The organism is Metasolibacillus sp. FSL K6-0083, from assembly GCF_038630865.1.
In the GTDB taxonomy this organism is placed as follows: domain Bacteria; phylum Bacillota; class Bacilli; order Bacillales_A; family Planococcaceae; genus Metasolibacillus; species Metasolibacillus fluoroglycofenilyticus.
This window is the reverse complement of the sequence record NZ_CP152046.1, coordinates 1,053,032-1,071,722: the sequence shown is the minus strand read 5'-3', so window position 1 is coordinate 1,071,722 and position 18,691 is coordinate 1,053,032. Positions and strand designations below refer to the sequence as shown.

16 protein-coding genes and 1 pseudogene are annotated in these 18,691 nt (G+C 38.4%); 15 read left to right on the top strand and 2 right to left on the bottom strand.

The genetic code is table 11. The features are described 5' to 3' along the window. Window positions 1-31: 31 nt before the first annotated feature. The 6 genes from hrcA to MHB51_RS05080 all read left to right on the top strand — a co-directional run bounded on the left by hrcA (window position 32) and on the right by MHB51_RS05080 (window position 6,639). On the top strand, window positions 32-1,051 hold the full coding sequence (gene hrcA / locus MHB51_RS05105; protein WP_066164132.1) for a heat-inducible transcriptional repressor HrcA: 1,020 nt from the start codon (window positions 32-34) through the stop codon (window positions 1,049-1,051). Between the two features lie 23 nt (window positions 1,052-1,074). Continuing rightward, window positions 1,075-1,608 carry a nucleotide exchange factor GrpE gene (gene grpE, locus MHB51_RS05100; protein WP_066164129.1) on the top strand — a complete coding sequence of 178 codons (534 nt, stop codon included), beginning with the start codon at window positions 1,075-1,077 and terminating at the stop codon, window positions 1,606-1,608. A 108-nt stretch (window positions 1,609-1,716) separates the two neighbouring features. After that, window positions 1,717-3,549: a molecular chaperone DnaK gene (dnaK, locus tag MHB51_RS05095; RefSeq protein ID WP_066164127.1), complete on the top strand. Its 1,833-nt coding sequence runs from the start codon at window positions 1,717-1,719 to the stop codon at window positions 3,547-3,549. 164 nt (window positions 3,550-3,713) lie between these two features. Beyond that, on the top strand, window positions 3,714-4,829 hold the full coding sequence (gene dnaJ, locus MHB51_RS05090) for a molecular chaperone DnaJ (protein ID WP_107942467.1): 1,116 nt from the start codon (window positions 3,714-3,716) through the stop codon (window positions 4,827-4,829). Window positions 4,830-4,850: 21 nt separating this feature from the next. Beyond that, window positions 4,851-5,789 carry a 50S ribosomal protein L11 methyltransferase gene (gene prmA / locus MHB51_RS05085; protein ID WP_342559142.1) on the top strand — a complete coding sequence of 313 codons (939 nt, stop codon included), beginning with the start codon at window positions 4,851-4,853 and terminating at the stop codon, window positions 5,787-5,789. Between the two features lie 106 nt (window positions 5,790-5,895). Further along, on the top strand, window positions 5,896-6,639 hold the full coding sequence (locus tag MHB51_RS05080; RefSeq protein ID WP_066164117.1) for a 16S rRNA (uracil(1498)-N(3))-methyltransferase: 744 nt from the start codon (window positions 5,896-5,898) through the stop codon (window positions 6,637-6,639). A 409-nt stretch (window positions 6,640-7,048) separates the two neighbouring features. On the opposite strand, the gene MHB51_RS05075 is transcribed toward MHB51_RS05080, so the two are convergent. Then, a complete protein-coding gene (locus tag MHB51_RS05075; protein ID WP_342559141.1) occupies window positions 7,049-7,480 on the bottom strand; it encodes a stage III sporulation protein AH in 432 nt (143 codons plus the stop codon). A gap of 512 nt (window positions 7,481-7,992) precedes the next feature. Further along, the gene (locus tag MHB51_RS05070; RefSeq protein WP_342559140.1) at window positions 7,993-8,331 is read right to left on the bottom strand and encodes a hypothetical protein; all 339 of its coding nucleotides are present in this window, start codon (window positions 8,329-8,331) and stop codon (window positions 7,993-7,995) included. A gap of 1 nt (window position 8,332) precedes the next feature. Between MHB51_RS05070 and MHB51_RS05065 the strand changes: the two are divergent. The 9 genes and pseudogenes from MHB51_RS05065 to MHB51_RS05025 all read left to right on the top strand — a co-directional run. Then, window positions 8,333-8,532 (top strand): annotated as a pseudogene (locus MHB51_RS05065) (IS5/IS1182 family transposase); the annotation flags it as partial. A gap of 280 nt (window positions 8,533-8,812) precedes the next feature. Then, window positions 8,813-10,162 carry a tRNA (N(6)-L-threonylcarbamoyladenosine(37)-C(2))-methylthiotransferase MtaB gene (mtaB, locus tag MHB51_RS05060; RefSeq protein ID WP_107942471.1) on the top strand — a complete coding sequence of 450 codons (1,350 nt, stop codon included), beginning with the start codon at window positions 8,813-8,815 and terminating at the stop codon, window positions 10,160-10,162. A gap of 966 nt (window positions 10,163-11,128) precedes the next feature. Continuing rightward, window positions 11,129-13,378, top strand: coding sequence for an excinuclease ABC subunit UvrA (locus MHB51_RS05055; RefSeq protein WP_342559139.1), 2,250 nt, complete (start codon window positions 11,129-11,131; stop codon window positions 13,376-13,378). Between the two features lie 250 nt (window positions 13,379-13,628). Further along, window positions 13,629-14,297: a deoxyribose-phosphate aldolase gene (deoC, locus tag MHB51_RS05050; RefSeq protein ID WP_066164108.1), complete on the top strand. Its 669-nt coding sequence runs from the start codon at window positions 13,629-13,631 to the stop codon at window positions 14,295-14,297. 265 nt (window positions 14,298-14,562) lie between these two features. Beyond that, complete coding sequence (rpsU, locus tag MHB51_RS05045; protein WP_004227078.1) at window positions 14,563-14,736, top strand: 30S ribosomal protein S21; 174 nt, start codon at window positions 14,563-14,565, stop codon at window positions 14,734-14,736. Window positions 14,737-15,003: 267 nt separating this feature from the next. Beyond that, window positions 15,004-16,434 carry a PAS domain-containing sensor histidine kinase gene (locus MHB51_RS05040; RefSeq protein ID WP_342559138.1) on the top strand — a complete coding sequence of 477 codons (1,431 nt, stop codon included), beginning with the start codon at window positions 15,004-15,006 and terminating at the stop codon, window positions 16,432-16,434. Continuing rightward, window positions 16,427-17,005, top strand: a complete 579-nt coding sequence (locus tag MHB51_RS05035) for a response regulator (RefSeq protein WP_342559137.1) — start codon at window positions 16,427-16,429, stop codon at window positions 17,003-17,005. The genes MHB51_RS05040 and MHB51_RS05035 overlap by 8 nt, the downstream gene beginning before the upstream one ends. An 80-nt stretch (window positions 17,006-17,085) precedes the next feature. Then, window positions 17,086-18,318, top strand: coding sequence for an ethanolamine utilization protein EutH (gene eutH, locus MHB51_RS05030; protein ID WP_066164099.1), 1,233 nt, complete (start codon window positions 17,086-17,088; stop codon window positions 18,316-18,318). Between the two features lie 26 nt (window positions 18,319-18,344). Continuing rightward, entirely contained in the window at window positions 18,345-18,686 is a 342-nt protein-coding gene (locus MHB51_RS05025; RefSeq protein ID WP_066164095.1) for a BMC domain-containing protein, read from the top strand. The last annotated feature ends 5 nt before the right edge of the window (window positions 18,687-18,691 follow it).

Genomic DNA, 18,691 nt, shown 5'->3' with positions numbered 1-18,691 from the left:
ATTAAAACGAGTGCTAACAGAGGTGATCAAAGTGCTAACAAATCGTCAGTTGCAAATTTTACAAGTAATTGTAGATGATTTTGTAACTTCTGCTCAGCCTGTTGGTTCACGTCAAATATCGAAGAGAGAGGGTATTATGTATAGCCCCGCAACGATTCGCAACGAAATGGCGGATCTTGAGGAGCTTGGCTTTTTAGAAAAAACCCATACTTCTTCAGGACGTGTGCCGTCTGAAAAGGGCTATCGTTTTTATGTCGATCATTTATTACAGCCTCATATGATTCGTGATGAAGAAATAAGTCAAATTCAATCTGTTTTCAATCACCGCATTGGTGAAATGGAGGAGCTTATTCGAGAATCAGCTAACATTTTGTCGGAATTAACGACATATACAGCGATTTTACTTGGTCCAGATGTGCAGCAGCATAAAGTGAGAAAATTTCAAATTGTGCCGCTCTCAGAGCAAACAGCTGTTGCAATCGTTGTAACAGACAATGGTCATGTGGAAAATCGTGTTCTAACTTTACCGCAAGGATTTAGTCCTTCGGATATTGAAAAAATGGTCAATATTTTAAATGACCGCTTAATCGGTGTGCCGCTGCATGAGCTACACATCAAACTCGAGGCTGAAGTGCTAAGCTTATTAAAGCAACATATTGCTGCAGCAGATTCAATCGTTCAATCATTAGTAGATGTTTCAATAAGTCAAAAAGAAGGAAAAATCTATTATGGTGGTAAAACGAATATGTTAAACCAGCCGGAGTTTCATGATTTGAATAAAATTCGTATGCTAATGGATTTGATGGATAAAGAAAGCCAACTGCAAACTTTATTCCAGCCAAATCAAGTAGGTATTCAAATTCGCATTGGCTCTGAAAATAATCTTTTAGCAATGGAAAACTGTAGTGTGATTACGACGGCCTTTTCAACTGGTGAAGAGCAACATGGTGCCATTGCGATTATCGGGCCAACACGGATGGACTATCGACGTGTCGTCACTTTATTAGAGATGATGCGTAGTGGTCTAACGAGCGCCTTAACGAAACATTAGCAACGATTGAAGGAGGATATAGGGTGTCAGAAAAAGTGGAAAATCAAGAACTAGAGCAACAAATTGCTGAAGAGGTAGAGGAAGCCGCTACCCCACTAGATGAAAACGAGCAAAAAATCGCAGAGCTTGAAGCAAAATTGGCAGAGCAAGAGGATCGTTATTTACGATTGCGAGCTGACTATGACAATATGCTACGTCGCAATAAATTGGATAGAGAGGCGGCAGAAAAATTCCGTGCACAAAGCTTATTAACGGATTTAATTGCTGTACTAGATAATTTAGAGCGTGCCCTACAAGTGGAAGTTACATCAGAAGAAGCGACGTCATTATATACAGGGGTTGAAATGGTGTACCGTCAATTCATAGAGGCAACAGCGAAAGAGGGATTAGAGGCAATTCCTGCTGAAGGGGAGCAATTTGATCCGAATTTCCATCAAGCTGTTATGCAAGAGCAGGATAGCGAGAAGGAATCAGGCATTGTTTTACGCGAGTTGCAAAAAGGCTATAAATTAAAAGACCGCGTATTAAGAGCGGCGATGGTTTCTGTAAACGAATAATTGATAACTTCATTTACAGCGCATAATTGTCAGTAAAACACTGCATATTCTATGCGTTCATAATAAATTAATTATACTTGTGTTTAATTATTAGGAGGAAAATTTCAAATGAGCAAAATTATCGGTATTGACTTAGGTACAACTAACTCTTGTGTATCTGTATTAGAAGGCGGAGAACCAAAAGTAATTCCAAACCCAGAAGGTAACCGTACATCACCATCTGTTGTGGCGTTTAAAAACGGTGAGCGTCAAGTTGGTGAAGTGGCAAAACGTCAATCTGTAACAAATCCAAACACAATTATGTCAATTAAATCAAAAATGGGGACTGCTGACAAAGTAACTATTGAGGACAATGATTATACACCACAAGAAATTTCTGCAATGATTCTTCAATATTTAAAAGGCTATGCTGAAGATTACTTAGGTGAAAAAGTAACGAAGGCTGTTATTACAGTTCCTGCTTACTTTAATGATGCACAGCGTCAAGCAACAAAAGACGCTGGTAAAATTGCGGGACTTGAAGTAGAGCGTATCATTAATGAGCCTACAGCAGCAGCGCTTGCTTACGGTTTAGATAAACAAGATGAAGACCAAAAAGTACTAGTATTTGACCTTGGTGGTGGTACGTTTGACGTATCGATTCTTGAACTAGGCGATGGTGTATTCGAAGTATTAGCGACAGCGGGTGACAACAAGCTTGGTGGCGATGACTTCGACGACAAAATTATCGCTTTCCTAGTGGAAGAATTCAGAAAAGAAAATGCGATTGATTTATCAAAAGATAAAATGGCTATGCAACGTTTAAAAGATGCTGCTGAAAAAGCGAAAAAAGATTTATCTGGTGTAACATCAACACAAATTTCATTACCATTCATTACAGCAGGTGCTGATGGCCCACTACACTTAGAAGTAACATTAACGCGTGCGAAATTCGATGATTTAACTCGCGATTTAGTAGAGCGTACAATTATTCCAACACGTCAAGCATTATCTGATGCAGGTCTTTCAGCTTCTGAGCTAGATAAAGTAATTCTTGTTGGTGGTTCTACTCGTATTCCTGCTGTAGTGGAAGCAATTAAAAATGCAACAGGTAAAGAGCCACATAAAGGTGTAAACCCAGACGAAGTAGTAGCAATGGGTGCGGCTGTACAAGGCGGCGTTTTAACTGGTGATGTAAAAGATATCGTGTTATTAGACGTAACACCGCTATCATTAGGTATTGAAACAATGGGTGGCGTGTTTACAAAATTAATCGACCGCAACACAACGATTCCTACATCGAAATCACAAGTATTCTCTACAGCTGCGGACAACCAACCAGCAGTAGATATTCACGTATTACAAGGGGAACGCCCAATGGCAGCAGACAATAAAACATTAGGTCGCTTCCAACTAGCTGATATTCCACCAGCACCACGTGGCATTCCACAAATTGAAGTAACATTTGATATCGATAAAAACGGTATCGTATCTGTTAAAGCGAAAGATTTAGGCACGAATAAAGAACAAACAATTGTAATTCAATCCGACTCTGGCTTAACGGATGAAGAGGTTGAGCGTATGGTGAAAGACGCTGAAGCAAATGCTGAGGCAGATGCAAAGCGTAAGGAAGAAGCAGAGCTACGCAATGAAGCGGATCAACTTGTATTCCAAGTGGATAAAACAGTAACGGATTTAGGAGAGCAAATTTCTGAGGATGAGAAGAAATCTGTGGAAGACGCTCGCGATGAATTAAAGGCAGCTTTAGAAGCTGGCGAATTTGAAGGAATTAAAGCAGCGAAAGAAAAATTAGAAGGTATTTTACAACCGCTAGTTATGAAAGTTTATGAACAAGCTGCTGCTGCAGCTCAGGCTGCACAAGGTGATGCAGATGCAAACACAGACAAAAAAGATGACGGTGTTGTAGATGCTGACTTTGAAGAAGTAAAAGACGATAAATAATCGTAAAAAAAGCCAAAGACCGCTTGCGGCTTTGGCTTTTCACTGTTCAAAAACTGCCCCGTATGAATGGATGATTTTTTCATTTGCATAGTATAAATTTAGAGCAGTTTTTGTCGTCACATGGTAAAATAAACTTTATGCAAAAAAGATCGGAGTGTAATTAGATGAGTAAGCGCGATTATTATGAAGTGCTAGGCCTTGCAAAAGGTGCCAGTAAGGATGAGATAAAAAAAGCATATCGAAAACTGTCGAAGCAGTATCACCCAGACATTAATAAAGAGCCAGGTGCTGACGAAAAATTTAAAGAAATCGCAGAAGCATATGAAGTGTTATCTGATGAGCAGAAGAAAGCACGCTATGATCAGTTTGGTCATGAGGACCCGAATGCTGGCTTTGGTGGTGGTGGATTTAGCGGCGGCTTTGGCGGCTTCGAAGATATTTTTAGCTCATTTTTCGGTGGCGGTCGACGTCAAGATCCAAACGCACCGCGCAAAGGTGACGACCTGCAATATCGCATGAATATTAATTTTGAGGAAGCGGTATTTGGCAAGGAGGCAGAAATTGAAATTCCAAAAGATGAGCCTTGTGACACATGTCATGGCTCAGGGGCTAAACCGGGTACAACACCTCAAAAATGTTCTCAATGTAACGGGGCAGGGCAAATTAATCAAACAGTTGATACGCCATTAGGTCGTATGGTAAATAAGCGAAGCTGTCCAAGTTGCCGTGGCGCAGGTAAAATTATTGTAGATAAATGTACAACGTGTCGTGGTGCAGGTACAGTTCAAAAACGCAAGAAAATTAAAGTAACAATTCCTGCTGGTGTAGATGATGGACAGCAATTACGTGTTGCAGGTCAAGGGGAGCCAGGTGTTAACGGCGGTCCCGCGGGGGATTTATATATCGTGTTCTACGTGCGCAACCACGAATATTTTGAGCGTGATGGTGACGATATTTATTACGAATTAAAGCTAACATTCCCTCAAGCAGCATTAGGCGATGAAATTGAAGTGCCTACAGTCCATGGAAAAGTGAAGCTGAAAATTCCTGCAGGCACGCAATCTGGTGCACAATTCCGCATTAAGGACAAAGGAATTAAAAATGTGCATGGCTATGGAACAGGTCATCAATATGTCGTTGTAAAAGTGATTACACCAACAAAGTTGACAGAAAAGCAAAAGCAATTATTGCGTGATTTTGCAGAAATTAGCGGTGATATTCCAGAAGAACATGGTAGCTCCTTATGGGATCAGCTAAAGAAAAAATTTAAGGGTGAATAATTTTAAGAGGAGTGGTTGCAAGTGAAGTGGACAGAGTTGTCAGTTTTAACAACACATGAGGCAGTAGACGCTGTATCAAATATATTGCATGAGGCAGGTGCGAGTGGTGTTGTTATAGAGGATTCAATCGAATTAACGAAGGAAAGAATTGATCAATTTGGTGAGATTTATGCATTAAATCCAGATGATTTCCCGAAAAATGGTGTAGTAGTAAAAGCATATTTATCTGCCACAAGCTTTTTAGCTGAAACGGTTGAAGAAATCCGACTTGCAATCGCGAATCTTGTTAATTTCGACATAAATATAGGTGAAAATTTACTAACGACAAATGAAGTGCAGGAGGAAGACTGGGCAACAGCTTGGAAACAATACTATCACCCAGTAAAAATTTCAGAGCGCTTTACAATCGTCCCAACATGGGAGGAATACACGCCTGTTTCAACAGACGAGTTAATCATTGAGCTTGACCCCGGTATGGCTTTTGGTACAGGGACACATCCAACAACGGTCATGTGCTTACAGGCGCTTGAAAAAGTTGTCCAGCAGGGGCAAACGGTTGTTGATGTTGGTACAGGGTCAGGTGTCCTATCAATAGGTGCAGCAATGCTTGGTGCAGAAAAAGTGCATGCACTTGACTTAGATGAAGTCGCTGTAAAATCTGCTCAGGAAAACACGCAATTAAATAAAGTTGAGCATATTGTTAAAGTATTCCACGGCAACTTATTAGACACAGTGAAAGAGCCAGCAGATGTTGTCGTTGCCAATATTTTAGCTGAAATTATTATGAGCTTCACAGATGATGCTTTTTCCATCGTAAAGCCGGGCGGTGTTTACGTAACATCTGGTATTATTGGTGCGAAAAAAGATGATGTCAAAGCAGCTCTTGAAGCATCAGGCTTCCAAGTGGAAGAAATTTTAATGATGGAAGATTGGGTAGCGATTATTTCTCGTAGACCTTAATGCGAGTAGGAACGCAAATATAGAAACAATCTGGGGTTTTGGCTGTCGGGAAAGATGAAATCTTTCTTGGCAGCCACTTTTCTCTTCATAATTAAGGAGCGATTATATGCAACGATATTTTATTAATGAACAGTTTGACGACAAGGCACAGCTAGAAATTATTGGGGAGAGTGCCAAGCATATAAGCAAAGTCATGCGTATGCAAATTGGTGATGAATTAATTGTTGTAACAAATGGGGAAGCGTATATTTGTACAATTGTTGTTTTGGATACAACAATTATTGTAGAAAATACTGGTCGCACAGTTGCATCACCAGAAATGCCAATTAAAGTTGATATTGCATGCGGTTTACCTAAAGGTGATAAACTTGAACTCATTACGCAAAAAGCGACAGAACTAGGTATGCACGCGTTAATTCCATTTGCTGCGGAACGTTCCATTGTCAAATGGGATGATAAAAAAGGAGAGAAAAAGACTGAGCGCCTGCAAAAAATTGCGCAGGAGGCAGCCGAGCAATCGCACCGTACATATGTCCCTAGCATTTCTCAGCCTATCTCATTCAAGCAATTGCTTGAGCTAATACCTAAATACGATGCCGTTTTCATTGCAGATGAAGAAGATGCAAAGCAATTACAACGTACAAAGTTTGCGGATAAGCTAAAAAAGGTGTATGATAATAAATTGGAATCAATATTATGTATTTTTGGTCCAGAAGGAGGCATATCGCGTCAAGAATCTGCTAGCTTATTAAAAGCAGGTGCTGAAACGATGTCGCTTGGTCCTAGAATTTTACGTGCAGAAACCGCACCATTATATGCGCTTTCTGCCATTTCATATGAATTTGAATGAAAGAGGTGTCGAAGCCTTGAGAACAGTAGCATTTCAAACTTTGGGATGCGGGGGAGTAAACAGACTTACGATTGCGTAGGAATGTAGATGTATCAAGGGTTCAATAGCTTGGAAAAAATCACTTGAAATTTGGAGTTTCAAGTGATTTTCTCGTTATACAATGATTTTTTCAATAATAATTTGCTTGAAATCAGACAACATCTCTCTGCCCATAGCATCCGAAAGTTCTCGATAATCAACAAGCCTAGAATTTTGCATTTGTTACCAAAAATGATTAAACGGCTTGAGCCCTTTAGAATACAGGGCTCAAGCCGCATAAAGCATCTTTATTATTTTCCCTGACTACTTGATAGGGAGCAGTTCATTAGCAGTATTTGTGGACTTTTATGTATTTCCAAACAAGCTCTAGTTAACTTAATAAGAAACTGTTCCACAACGTTTCATCAACCATAAAAAACCCCTCGTGTGAACAGCCAGCCAACAAACACTTATCATTTTGATAAAACATTAAGTCTTCTGGTAATTTTGGGTTATGCCACTCAAAAAGAGAATTGCTCTTTTCTTTTAAAAATTCACTTGCAGCATCGTTTATCTCAAAATAAAAAACATATGCTGTATTACCCGCACCAAGTGCTGTTGTCTCCCATTTTGATTGTATATTGGTTTTGATTAAATTTCCTTGAATTTTAGTAATCAGATTAGTGATATAATCAAGGCGCTCCTTTTCATTTTTCATCATTTGTCTATTTTCGACAAAAGCAAAGTAATCGCAATGTTCAGATAATATGTTTATTAATTTTTTATACTCTTCACCTATTACATTTTTGTTTATTATTAACATATGAATGCCTCCAGCGTATAACTTTTTTTATAGCAATTTTTATCTTTTGATAATTATTAAACTCTTCTACTCTTTTAATTAAAAGTATAACATTTCCAAACCTTTGTTTGGTGATTTTATTTAAATCCGCGTTTTTCTGATATTACTCTTTTTGTATAATCGCTTGAGCAACTTTAACTTCCCCCTAGATGAATTGGAGTAGATTTGCGTTCAAGTGTATTAAATATTCTAAATAACTCTGAAATCACTTTAAATATGTGTGCTTGAGTCCGCTCTAAATTTCCGCTAGCAAAAAAACCCAAAACTATGTATAAACCAATTAGGATTGACGTTTACAATAGTTCGGATATTTCTATAAAAGATACATTGTTATGTTAAATTTTTAAATTGAAATTTTTTAGAATCGGTGGCTCCCAAATAAAATCATATATTTGTTTAAAACTAAATTTAACTACTTGTCTTTAACAAACTTATAAGTGAATATACTAAAAAACATCTAAGTTTAGAATATGTTAGTTTTTCCAAATATTACCTATGTACCATGAATGACCATTTCCGTTTACAAAAATCCCTCGTTCTGCATCAAATACTTCTCCGTGATAATGCGGTAAATATCTAGGGAAAGGCCCATGTTGTTCAGGACCTCTTACAATAGTTCTAAAAATACTTTTTGCATAGGTCTCGGTTCTACCAAAAACACTTTCATCCAAAGCCAATCGAGCTCGAGCCTCAGCTTCAGATATTCCAGGACCAATTACTACTATACTCTGTTTAGCATCACCGTTTGGTAAGTGGGTCCAAGCAGCATGATATTTATGATTTGGATACTTATTTGTTATTTCAGCGAACATGCTTTGGCGAGATATCCCAATTGAACCGAAATGGGGTATCAAGAAAATAGTGACGGTTAAAACGCGTTCTGGTATGGCTTCAAGGGACATTTAGCTGTCTCCACAAAAAGCCAATACATTGTGGCTCGATTGATGTCATCCAGCAATTTAAGTGATAGTAAAGCGGTAATTTCCTTACTGAAAAAGGTAGTTGAATTAATATCGAACCATACTTATGTTTCCTTTGGCTTTTCTCGCACGTGAGCTAGAAGAAATCAGAACTATTCTCAGTGAAAGTATTTGAGGCTTTATGAAGCTTATTTTATAATGGAGGATGGAACAAAGAAATAATATTGTCATATTCAGATGGGATATATAAATAGGAAGAAAATAAAAAAAGAAACGAGCGAAATTAAAAACTAGGCTCATTTCATTTTTTTATGCTATTATAAAACACGTTGATAATTTGAACATATAAAGCAATTTCGAAAGGATGATATATATGAGTAACAAGCTTCGAAAAACCGTGGCTATGTCTACATTAGGTTGTAAAGTTAATCACTACGAAACTGAGGCCATATGGCAATTATTTAAAGAGCAAGAATATAATCGCATCGACTTCGAACAGCAGGCAGACGTTTATGTCATTAACACTTGTACAGTAACGAATACAGGGGATAAAAAATCACGTCAAGTTATACGTCGTGCGGTACGTCGTAACCCTGATGCAGTTATTTGTGTAACCGGCTGTTATGCTCAAACATCGCCAGCGGAAATTATGGCAATACCGGGTGTTGATATCGTCGTTGGTACACAAGACCGTCATAAAATGCTCGGCTTAATTAAGCAATATCGTGAAGAGCGTGAGCCAATTAATGCAGTGCGTAATATTATGAAAAATCGCGTCTATGAGGAATTAGATGTACCCGCATTTACAGACCGTACACGTGCATCTTTAAAAATTCAAGAGGGCTGTAATAACTTCTGTACATTTTGTATTATTCCATGGGCGCGTGGCTTAATGCGTTCACGTGATCCGCAGGAAGTTATTCGCCAAGCGCAGCAATTAGTTGATGCAGGCTATTTAGAAATTGTTTTAACGGGCATCCACACAGGTGGATATGGACAAGACTTTAAAGACTATAATTTAGCGCAATTATTACGTGATTTGGAATCGCAAGTGAAGGGTTTAAAGCGTCTACGTATTTCTTCAATAGAAGCATCACAGTTAACAGATGAGGTAATTGAAGTGTTGCGCAATTCAAAAATTGTTGTCAATCATCTTCATATACCAATACAGTCAGGCTCAGATACTGTTTTAAAGCGTATGCGTCGTAAATATACGATGGAATTTTTCGCAGAGCGCATTACAAAATTGGCTGAAGCATTGCCAAATCTAGCGGTGACATCTGATGTTATCGTTGGCTTCCCAGGCGAAACAGAGGAAGAGTTTATGGAAACATATAATTTTATTCGTGATCATAAATTTTCGGAATTACATGTATTCCCATACTCTAAACGTACAGGCACACCTGCAGCACGTATGGAGGATCAAGTGGATGAGGAAATTAAAAATGAGCGTGTACATCGCTTAATCGAGTTAAACAATCAACTCGCAAAAGAATATGCATCTCGCTTTGAGGGGGAAGTAATGGACATCATCCCTGAGGAGCGCTTCAAAGAAACAGACAACGAAAATTTATATGTTGGCTATACAGATAACTATTTAAAAGTTATTTTTGAAGGTGCAGAAGAGATGATTGGTAAGCTTGTCAAAGTAAAAATTACAAAAGCGGGCTATCCATATAATGAAGGACAATTTGTCCGCGTACTAGAAGAACAAATGCAATAACAATGAGAGATTGAAGGCGTCCAAAATGCCGTGTAGTTGCCGGCTTTTTGGACGCTTTTGTTGATGTTTCTTCAAAAAATTCACTCGGATAGAATAGCAGAAGATTCATTGGAAAGGAGTTGTCCGAAAAGTCCATTTTGTTTTGCCACCGCATTGAAATCAATGTTTTCATCGCTTCCCTTTTACTGAAGGAGTACACTGCTAAAGCCAATGTTCATCCCATTTTTAAAAGAGGCGTTTTCTGTTTATAGGAATCAACATTTTGTGAAACATCATCGCTACTGTCCAAAATGCCGGCTATGCTCGGCTTTTTGGACAGCCCCATGAACGTGAATAAGTGAAAATTGACATTTCATTGATTACGCAAGACGAGGCTATCTTTTTAGATAACTCGAGTTTTCCATTTTTCACTTGAAATGAAAATCACTTAGAAGGACGTGTGCTTTCGATATATTTCAAGGTTGCCAAAATCCTTCCTATATTTTATAGCGCACCATCCACACAAAATCTAAAGCTCTAGTTCTTATCTTGCCATCTACTTAAACTTACGATAAAGTTAGAAAGCGATTAATCAATTATGCCTCGACTAACTCTAGTTCAGGTCTTTTCGAGCTTGCTCGGAAACTGCTTTTGGAAATTTATGACATCAGATGGGGGCTATAGGCAACAAGATGTTGGTCACTCAGTCGTTATCTTAGTATGCGATGTTCTTAGACTGAGTTCTTATGATGAGGTTGTCCGAAAAGCTTTTTTATTTCACCTCCGCATTTAAATAAAGGTTTTTATTGCTTTATTTTTATTGAGGGTGAACACCGTTAAAGCCAATGTTCACCTCACTTTCAAAAGATTTCTTCTCTATTTAGTTGAGTCAATCTTTTGTCAAACATCATCGCCGCTATCCAAAATGCCAGCTATGCACGGCTTTTTGGACAGCCTTAAGAAGTTAAATTTAAAGGAGGAACTTCCATGGAGCAAACTTATATTGAAATTGTCAATGCTAGAGAAAACAATTTGAAAAATGTCAGCCTACAAATTCCGAAAGGGCAGATTACTGTTTTCACAGGAGTTTCAGGCTCTGGGAAATCATCAATCGTTTTTGATACAGTTGCTCAAGAGGCTGGTCGCCAATTGAATGAAACGTATAGCAGCTTTGTGCGCACATTTTTACCGAAATATCGTCGCCCAGAGGCAGATGCAATTCATAATTTATCAACGGCGATTGTTGTGGACCAAAAGCGCTTTGGTGGCAATGCGCGTTCGACATTAGGCACGGCTACAGATATTAATTCGCTGCTGCGACTGCTATTTTCACGCTTTGCGAAACCGAGCGTTGGCTATGGAAATGCTTATTCCTTTAATGACCCAAGTGGAATGTGCTTACAATGTGAAGGGATTGGGAAAATCATTACATTGAATATAGACACAACATTAGATAAAGAAAAATCATTAAATGAAGGGGCGATTTTACTGCCAGGCTTTGGACCGGGAACATGGCAATGGAAGGCATATGCTGACTCGGGCTTTTTCGATAATGATAAAAAAATTAAAGATTACACAGATGAAGAGCTACATCAATTAATGTATGCGGAGCCACAAAAAGTTGTTGTTACCTATCAAAATAGTGAAATAAATGCAATGTACGAAGGCGTTGCTGTGAAATTTATGCGTCAAAATGTCAAGACAGATAAAGATACGACAAAGGCTGCGGCGAGTAAGTTAGAGCAATTTACGACGATGTGTAGCTGTCCTACATGTGATGGAAAGCGCTATAACGAAAAAGTGCTATCCTCGAAAATTTTAGGCTTGTCCATTTATGATATGACAGCGATGCAGCTTGATGAGTTAATGGCTACTTTGCAAAAAATTGAGGAACCACTCGCACAGCAATTAGTCGGAGGTATAACGGAAAGATTGCAAAGCTTATGCGATATTGGTCTTGGCTATATGACGTTAACGCGGGAAATGCCGACATTATCAGGTGGGGAATCACAACGAGTCAAAATGGTTAAATATTTATCGAGTAATTTAACAGGTTTAATTTATATATTTGATGAGCCGAGCACAGGTCTGCATCCACATGATGTTTATCGCTTAAATGATTTACTTATTAAATTGCGTGATAAAGGCAATACCGTCCTCGTAGTAGAGCATGACCCTGATGTTATCCAAATTGCAGACCATGTTATTGATGTTGGTCCTGCTGCTGGCTCCAAAGGTGGACAAATTATGTTTAGCGGTAGCTATGAAGAGCTTTTAACATCCGATACATTAACAGCGCAATATTTAAAATCAGCAGCAATAGTCAAGGCAAATCCGCGTCCTGTAGCAGAATTTTTAGAGAGCGAAACAAGCTCTTTACACAATTTGAAAAACGTTAATCTACGTGTGCCAGTAGGGGTATTGACTGCTGTGACAGGGGTAGCTGGTTCTGGTAAAAGTACGCTAGTGCATGAAGTGTTTGCTAAAAAATATCCTGAAGCGATACGCATTGACCAAAGTGCTGTACATGCCAACAGTCGCTCGAATCCTGTTACTTATACAGGTGTTATGAATTCAATTCGCAAAGCTTTTTCGGATGAAAACGCTGTTGAGGCAGGTTTGTTCAGTTATAATTCAACGGGGGGCTGTGAGGGCTGTGGTGGTACTGGAACAGTTGAATTGAATTTGTCATTTATGGATAAAGCAGAAGTAATTTGCTCTGAATGTGATGGCACACGCTACAAAAAGGAAGTACTTCAATATACGTATAAGGACAAAAATATTGTAGAAGTAATGGATATGACAGTGGCAGAGGCAGTAGAATTTTTTGAGGCGAAGGATATTAAGCGCAAATTAACAAGCTTAAATACAGTTGGTTTGTCTTATTTAACTTTAGGGCAGCCGCTAAATACATTATCTGGTGGAGAATGCCAACGCTTAAAGCTGGCAAAGGAAATGTCGACAAAAGGGAATCTATACATTTTAGATGAGCCTACAACAGGCTTACATATGTCTGATGTTGCGACAATTTTAACGATTATGAACAAGCTTGTAGACAAAGGAAACACAGTAATTGTTATTGAGCATAATTTGGATGTAATTCGCCACAGTGATTGGATTATTGATATAGGTCCTGAAGGGGGAATCGGTGGCGGAGAAATTTTATATGAGGGTCCACCCGCTGACATTGTGAGCTGTGAACGCTCGATTACGGCTAAACATTTGACGCAAGAATAATAGAACTAGAACGGTGCTTGTACAGTGAGCTAAAATACCACTGTGCAAGCATCTTTTGTATTTTTATTGAGCTAATTTTAATGCCTTTTTTAAACTTTAAAATGAATAAATGATTATGCATTAAAACGAATTTTCCCGTGAGATTTAGTATGTGAAAAGAAATTCACGCTTTTTTATTTAACATTTCTCTTTCAAGGGTAAACTATGATATAGTTGTACGTACAACATATATTTTAAAGGAGCTATCATCATGACTCAAAATTATGCAAAAATGATTGATCATACTTTATTAAAGGCGGATGCTACACGGGGGCAAATTGCGGAAATTTGCGCGGAGGCAAAGCAATATGATTTTGCCTCAGTTTGTGTTAATCCAACATGGGTTAAGTACAGTGCGGAGCTTTTAGCAGGTACTGATGTGAAAGTATGTACAGTAATCGGCTTCCCATTAGGCGCTACGACTTCAGCGGTCAAAGCATTTGAAACGAAGGATGCCATTGCGAATGGTGCTGGTGAGATTGATATGGTTATTAATATTGGCGCACTCAAAAATGGTGAGTATGATATTGTGCTGAATGATATTAAAGCGGTTGTAGAGGCTGCAAATGGAACACTTGTGAAGGTGATTATTGAAACATGCTTCTTAACAGACGAAGAGAAGGTGAAAGCATGTCAATTATCTGTTGAAGCAGGTGCAGACTTTGTAAAAACATCAACTGGCTTTGGAACAGCAGGTGCAACAGCGGAAGATATTGCTTTAATGCGCAAAACAGTAGGACCAGATTTAGGTGTAAAAGCTTCTGGTGGTGTTCGTAGTTTAGAAGATATGAAAAAAATGGTTGAGCACGGAGCAACGCGTATTGGAGCAAGCTCTGGCGTTGCAATTATGAATGGTTTAACTTCTGAAACTAACTATTAAGCGCCCTGCCGCACGCTGAAAAGAGGGTAGATATCACAGATTTTGAAGCGTGATCTGCGTGATGCAGGTCAGTTAACCGGTGTCATAGGACATGACGGTTTTAGATTGTTAGCTCGAAAAAATCTGGGTATAATTATGCCGAGACGTAATTGAAATGTGATAGTTTTTATTGACTGACTGCTAATCTTGCGTTATAATTTTTTAGTACACACTAAGGATTTTATTAGTGTTGTATTGACGTGTGTTCGGAGGGAGGGAAAGAGAGATGTCAAAAACTGTCGTTCGAAAAAACGAATCGCTTGAAGATGCTCTTCGCCGCTTCAAACGTACTGTATCAAAAAGTGGTACAATTCAAGAAGTTAGAAAGCGCGAGTTCTACGAAAAACCTAGCGTAAAACGTAAAAAGAAATCAGAAGCTGCACGTAAACGTAAGTGGTAATTTTTTCCTAAAATCCCTACGTTCAAAACACGCAATTTTATGATTCACTGAGCAGACAACAATGATACACCCCAATTTTTACATTGTAAAAATTGGGGTGTTTTGCTTTCGATAAAGTAAATTTATTGTTAGATAAATCTATAAATTTCTTAAAAATGCACAATTTTTGCTCGTAAAAAATAAATTATTATTGAAAAATGTATAGTATTATGGTTATAATAATGACAAAAATCCAGCACAATTTTGTGTATTTTGTAACAGGGGGTTTTGGGCCTGTCAAATATCGAAAAGCTTTGCAAAAAATATACGAGTCTATCAACGGCAGATATTGCAAAGTTGCAGCAACTAGAAACGACACTAGCGTATTATGCTGAATTGGCAGAATGCTATATGTTCATCGATTGTCTCGTTGAGGAGCAGTCACACGCAATTGTCGTGGCAGAGGCATTCCCTAAAAAGCAAAATAATTTATATGAGCAATCGGTCATTGGCAAGCTTGTTTTTGAAAGCTTTGAACCCGCGGTATTTTCTGCTTTTAGAAAAGGTGAAAGGGCTTCTGTGTCTAGGGCAATTACACAGGAAGGAATTACGGTTGAGCAACACGTCATTCCCATTTTTAACGATGATGAGCAAGTGATTGCTGTCTTAATTAAGGAAAAGCGGATGGCAGTAAAGGAGCAAAACGATGAAGTTGTGCAGCAAATGCCTTTTGCATTGATTGAGCATATTGTGAAGCCTGATTTTCAACCAGTTCCTGTCGTTTCAGACTTGCTAGTAGAATCAATTATTTTAACGAATCATGAAAATAAAGTGATTTATACAAATCCTGCTGGCTATCGTTTTATATCCGAGTTATCAGGACGTGATTCGTTTGATAATATTGCGTTAAATGAGATTTTTCCATTTCTTCAAGAAATATATGATAAAGACGACGATGTCTTTTTCATTGAAATTACGATTGATGGAAAATCATTTATTGTCAAGAAAATTCCTATTCGCAATCAAAGTGAAAAGGTGACGCTCTTAATCATTCATGATTTGACCGAGCTGAAATTGAAAGAGAATGAGCTAATGATGAAAACTTTCGCCATTCGTGAAATTCATCATCGTGTGAAAAATAATTTGCAAACGGTCACAAGCTTACTCCGTCTGCAAATGCGCAATGCGGTATCAGCATCACATACAGTGGCCTTTCAAGAAGCTTTAAATCGGATCTATAGCATTTCCTCTGTCTATGAACTCATTTTAGAAAATGAGGACAATGCAGAAGAAAAGGTAGATGTCATTGCATTAGCTAGAAAAATTGGTGACAAAATGATTGACACAGCACATAGCGCTGATATTCAATTAAGAGTGCATCATAATGATTTACAACTGTTTTGTCACTCTAAAAAAGCGGTATCACTTGCACTAATTATTAGCGAGTTATTGCAAAATGCATTGAAATATGCTTTTATAGGTCGTAAGGAAGGTTTAATAAATATTCACTTTTATCAAGATCATTCGGTTATTTCGCTCCATATTTCCGACAACGGCGTCGGTATGCATGAAGCGAAGCCATCATTAGGAATGGAAATTATTACGCGGCTTGTCGAATATGACCTAGCGGGTACATTTACGATTATCCCTAGCGATAGAGGTACACATACTCAAATTCAGTTTCCTGTATGTGAGGAGGTATTTATTCTAAATGACTAGGAAAGTAATGATTGTTGAAGATGAATCGCTTATTGCAATTGACCTACAATATATTTTAGAAGATAATGGCTATGAGGTTGTAGCACATGCGAAAAATGGAGAAATAGCGATTGAGTTAGCCTATCTCCACAAACCGCACCTCATACTGATGGATATTAAAATGCCAAAACTAGATGGTCTAAAAGCAAGTAAAATTATTGAGCAGCAGTTTGATATACCAATTCTTTTTATCTCGGCATATAGTGAAAAAGAATTGCTATCCTACATGAAGCAAGATAATGTACTTGGCTATGTGATGAAACCTTTCTCAGAGAAAAATGTACTACCAGCGTTGGAAGTCGCTTTTCATCAAATTGAGAAGTTTGACCGTTTAAGTGGGCAACTACAGCAGGTTCAAAATCAGATGGAAAAACGTAAAGTCATTGAGCGAGCTAAGGGATTGCTCATGCAGCTAGAAAATATTAGCGAAGAAGAGGCTTACAAAAAAATCCGCAATGAGAGTATGCGGACACAGCAGGAAATGGTGCATATCGCACAGCAAATTATCAATACCCAACAAGTAAATAGCTAAGCAAAGGCGCTTAAAGAAAAAGTATTTTTCTTTAAGCGCCTTTTTTATATAGATAAAACAATAAAGGGGTGTATGAGTCTATGGAAATGATAGGAACGGTCATCGTTTATATTATTATGATTTGTGCAGTATTAGGCGCAATCGGAGCAATCCGAGATGCGGAGTATGGGATTGGAAAAGAGTTCATGAATGGTATGCATACGGTAGGTCACATTTTCGTGCCTGCAGCGGGTATTATGGCGTCCATTCCATATTTAACTTGGTTTATTAGTAATTTTATTAGCCCCATTTTCGAAATGATTGGTGCGGATCCAGCGATTGCAGCAACAACCATTTTAGCCTCAGATATGGGCGGTTATCAGCTAGCAAATGCCTTGAAAACATCCTATGAAGGCTGGGTAATGGCATTAGTTGTTGGTTTTATGTCAGGGGCGACGATTGTATTCTCCATTCCGATGGGACTTGCAATGTTAGACAAACGTGACCATAAGTATATGGCGTTAGGTATTATGGCTGGAGTTTTAACGATACCGATTGGTGCATTTATTTCGTCTATTATGATTGTGACATTCAATACGGAAGTTCGTGAAATTATTAGCACAACAGAGGCACCTACATATGTGTTTGCAATTTCTGTGTTACAAATTTTAATTAATTTACTGCCGTTATTTATTTTCGTTATTTTAATTGCACTTGGTTTAAAGCTCGTTCCAAATGCGATGATTACAGGCTTTATGTTATTTGGACGCATTATGGATGCTGGAATTAAATTAGTACTTGTGTTCTCAATTGTCGAAATTTTCACAGGTCTTTTCTCAACAATCTTTGGCGCATGGGGCTTTGACCCAATTATGGCGGACGAAGCTGACCAATTCCGAGCATTAGAAACAGCCGGTTATATAGGAATTATGTTAGCGGGTGCATTCCCAATGGTTTATTTGATTCGAAAATATGCATCAAAACCATTGGAAGCTGTTGGCGGCAAGCTTGGTTTATCATCAGCGGGAAGCGCGGGTCTTTTAGCAACAGTAGCTAATATTTTAGCGATGTTTACACTTGTGCGTGATATGCCGCCAAAAGATAAAGTTATTAATATCGCATTTGGTGTTTGTTCCGCATTCCTACTAGGTGACCATTTATCGTTTACGGCAAACTTCCAGCCGACAATTATTTTACCAGTTATCGTTGGTAAATTATTAGCGGGTATTATCGCGATTTACTTAGCGTACAAGCTATCAGTACCAACTGCTTTAAAACTAGAGCAGGAAGACCGTAAAGCTGGCGTAATTAAAGAAAATGAGTATTTAACTTAAGTAAAAAATAGTAAGGAGTGAGTGGTGTGGGCGAGGAGAAAAAACGATTTATACAGGAGTTTGTGCCTGGTAAACAACTAACATTGAGTCATTTAATTGCGAACCCAGATCCTGATATGTTTCAAAAATTAGGTATACAGGAGGCAGGTGCTTTAGGCATTATGACTTGTACACCAAGTGAAACAGTGATTATTGCAGGAGATTTGGCAACGAAATCTGCCAATGTCCGTCTTGGCTTTCTAGACCGTTTTACAGGGAGTCTTGTTATTGTTGGCAGCGTATCAGAGGTGGAAATGGCGATGATTGAAATCAATCGATTTTTATCTGAAAGCTTAGGCTACACACCATCACGAATTACGAAATCATAGGAGTG

Excerpts from the sequence above, each read along its gene's own strand:
- MHB51_RS05075 (WP_342559141.1), bottom strand. The coding sequence starts at position 7,480 with ATGTTAATAATAAACAAAAATGTAATAGGTGAAGAGTATAAAAAATTA.
- dnaK (WP_066164127.1), top strand. The coding sequence starts at position 1,717 with ATGAGCAAAATTATCGGTATTGACTTAGGTACAACTAACTCTTGTGTA.
- deoC (WP_066164108.1), top strand. The coding sequence starts at position 13,629 with ATGACTCAAAATTATGCAAAAATGATTGATCATACTTTATTAAAGGCG.
- eutH (WP_066164099.1), top strand. The coding sequence starts at position 17,086 with ATGGAAATGATAGGAACGGTCATCGTTTATATTATTATGATTTGTGCA.
- MHB51_RS05035 (WP_342559137.1), top strand. The coding sequence starts at position 16,427 with ATGACTAGGAAAGTAATGATTGTTGAAGATGAATCGCTTATTGCAATT.
- MHB51_RS05070 (WP_342559140.1), bottom strand. The coding sequence starts at position 8,331 with ATGTTCGCTGAAATAACAAATAAGTATCCAAATCATAAATATCATGCT.
- dnaJ (WP_107942467.1), top strand. The coding sequence starts at position 3,714 with ATGAGTAAGCGCGATTATTATGAAGTGCTAGGCCTTGCAAAAGGTGCC.
- MHB51_RS05080 (WP_066164117.1), top strand. The coding sequence starts at position 5,896 with ATGCAACGATATTTTATTAATGAACAGTTTGACGACAAGGCACAGCTA.
- rpsU (WP_004227078.1), top strand. The coding sequence starts at position 14,563 with ATGTCAAAAACTGTCGTTCGAAAAAACGAATCGCTTGAAGATGCTCTT.
- MHB51_RS05055 (WP_342559139.1), top strand. The coding sequence starts at position 11,129 with ATGGAGCAAACTTATATTGAAATTGTCAATGCTAGAGAAAACAATTTG.
- mtaB (WP_107942471.1), top strand. The coding sequence starts at position 8,813 with ATGAGTAACAAGCTTCGAAAAACCGTGGCTATGTCTACATTAGGTTGT.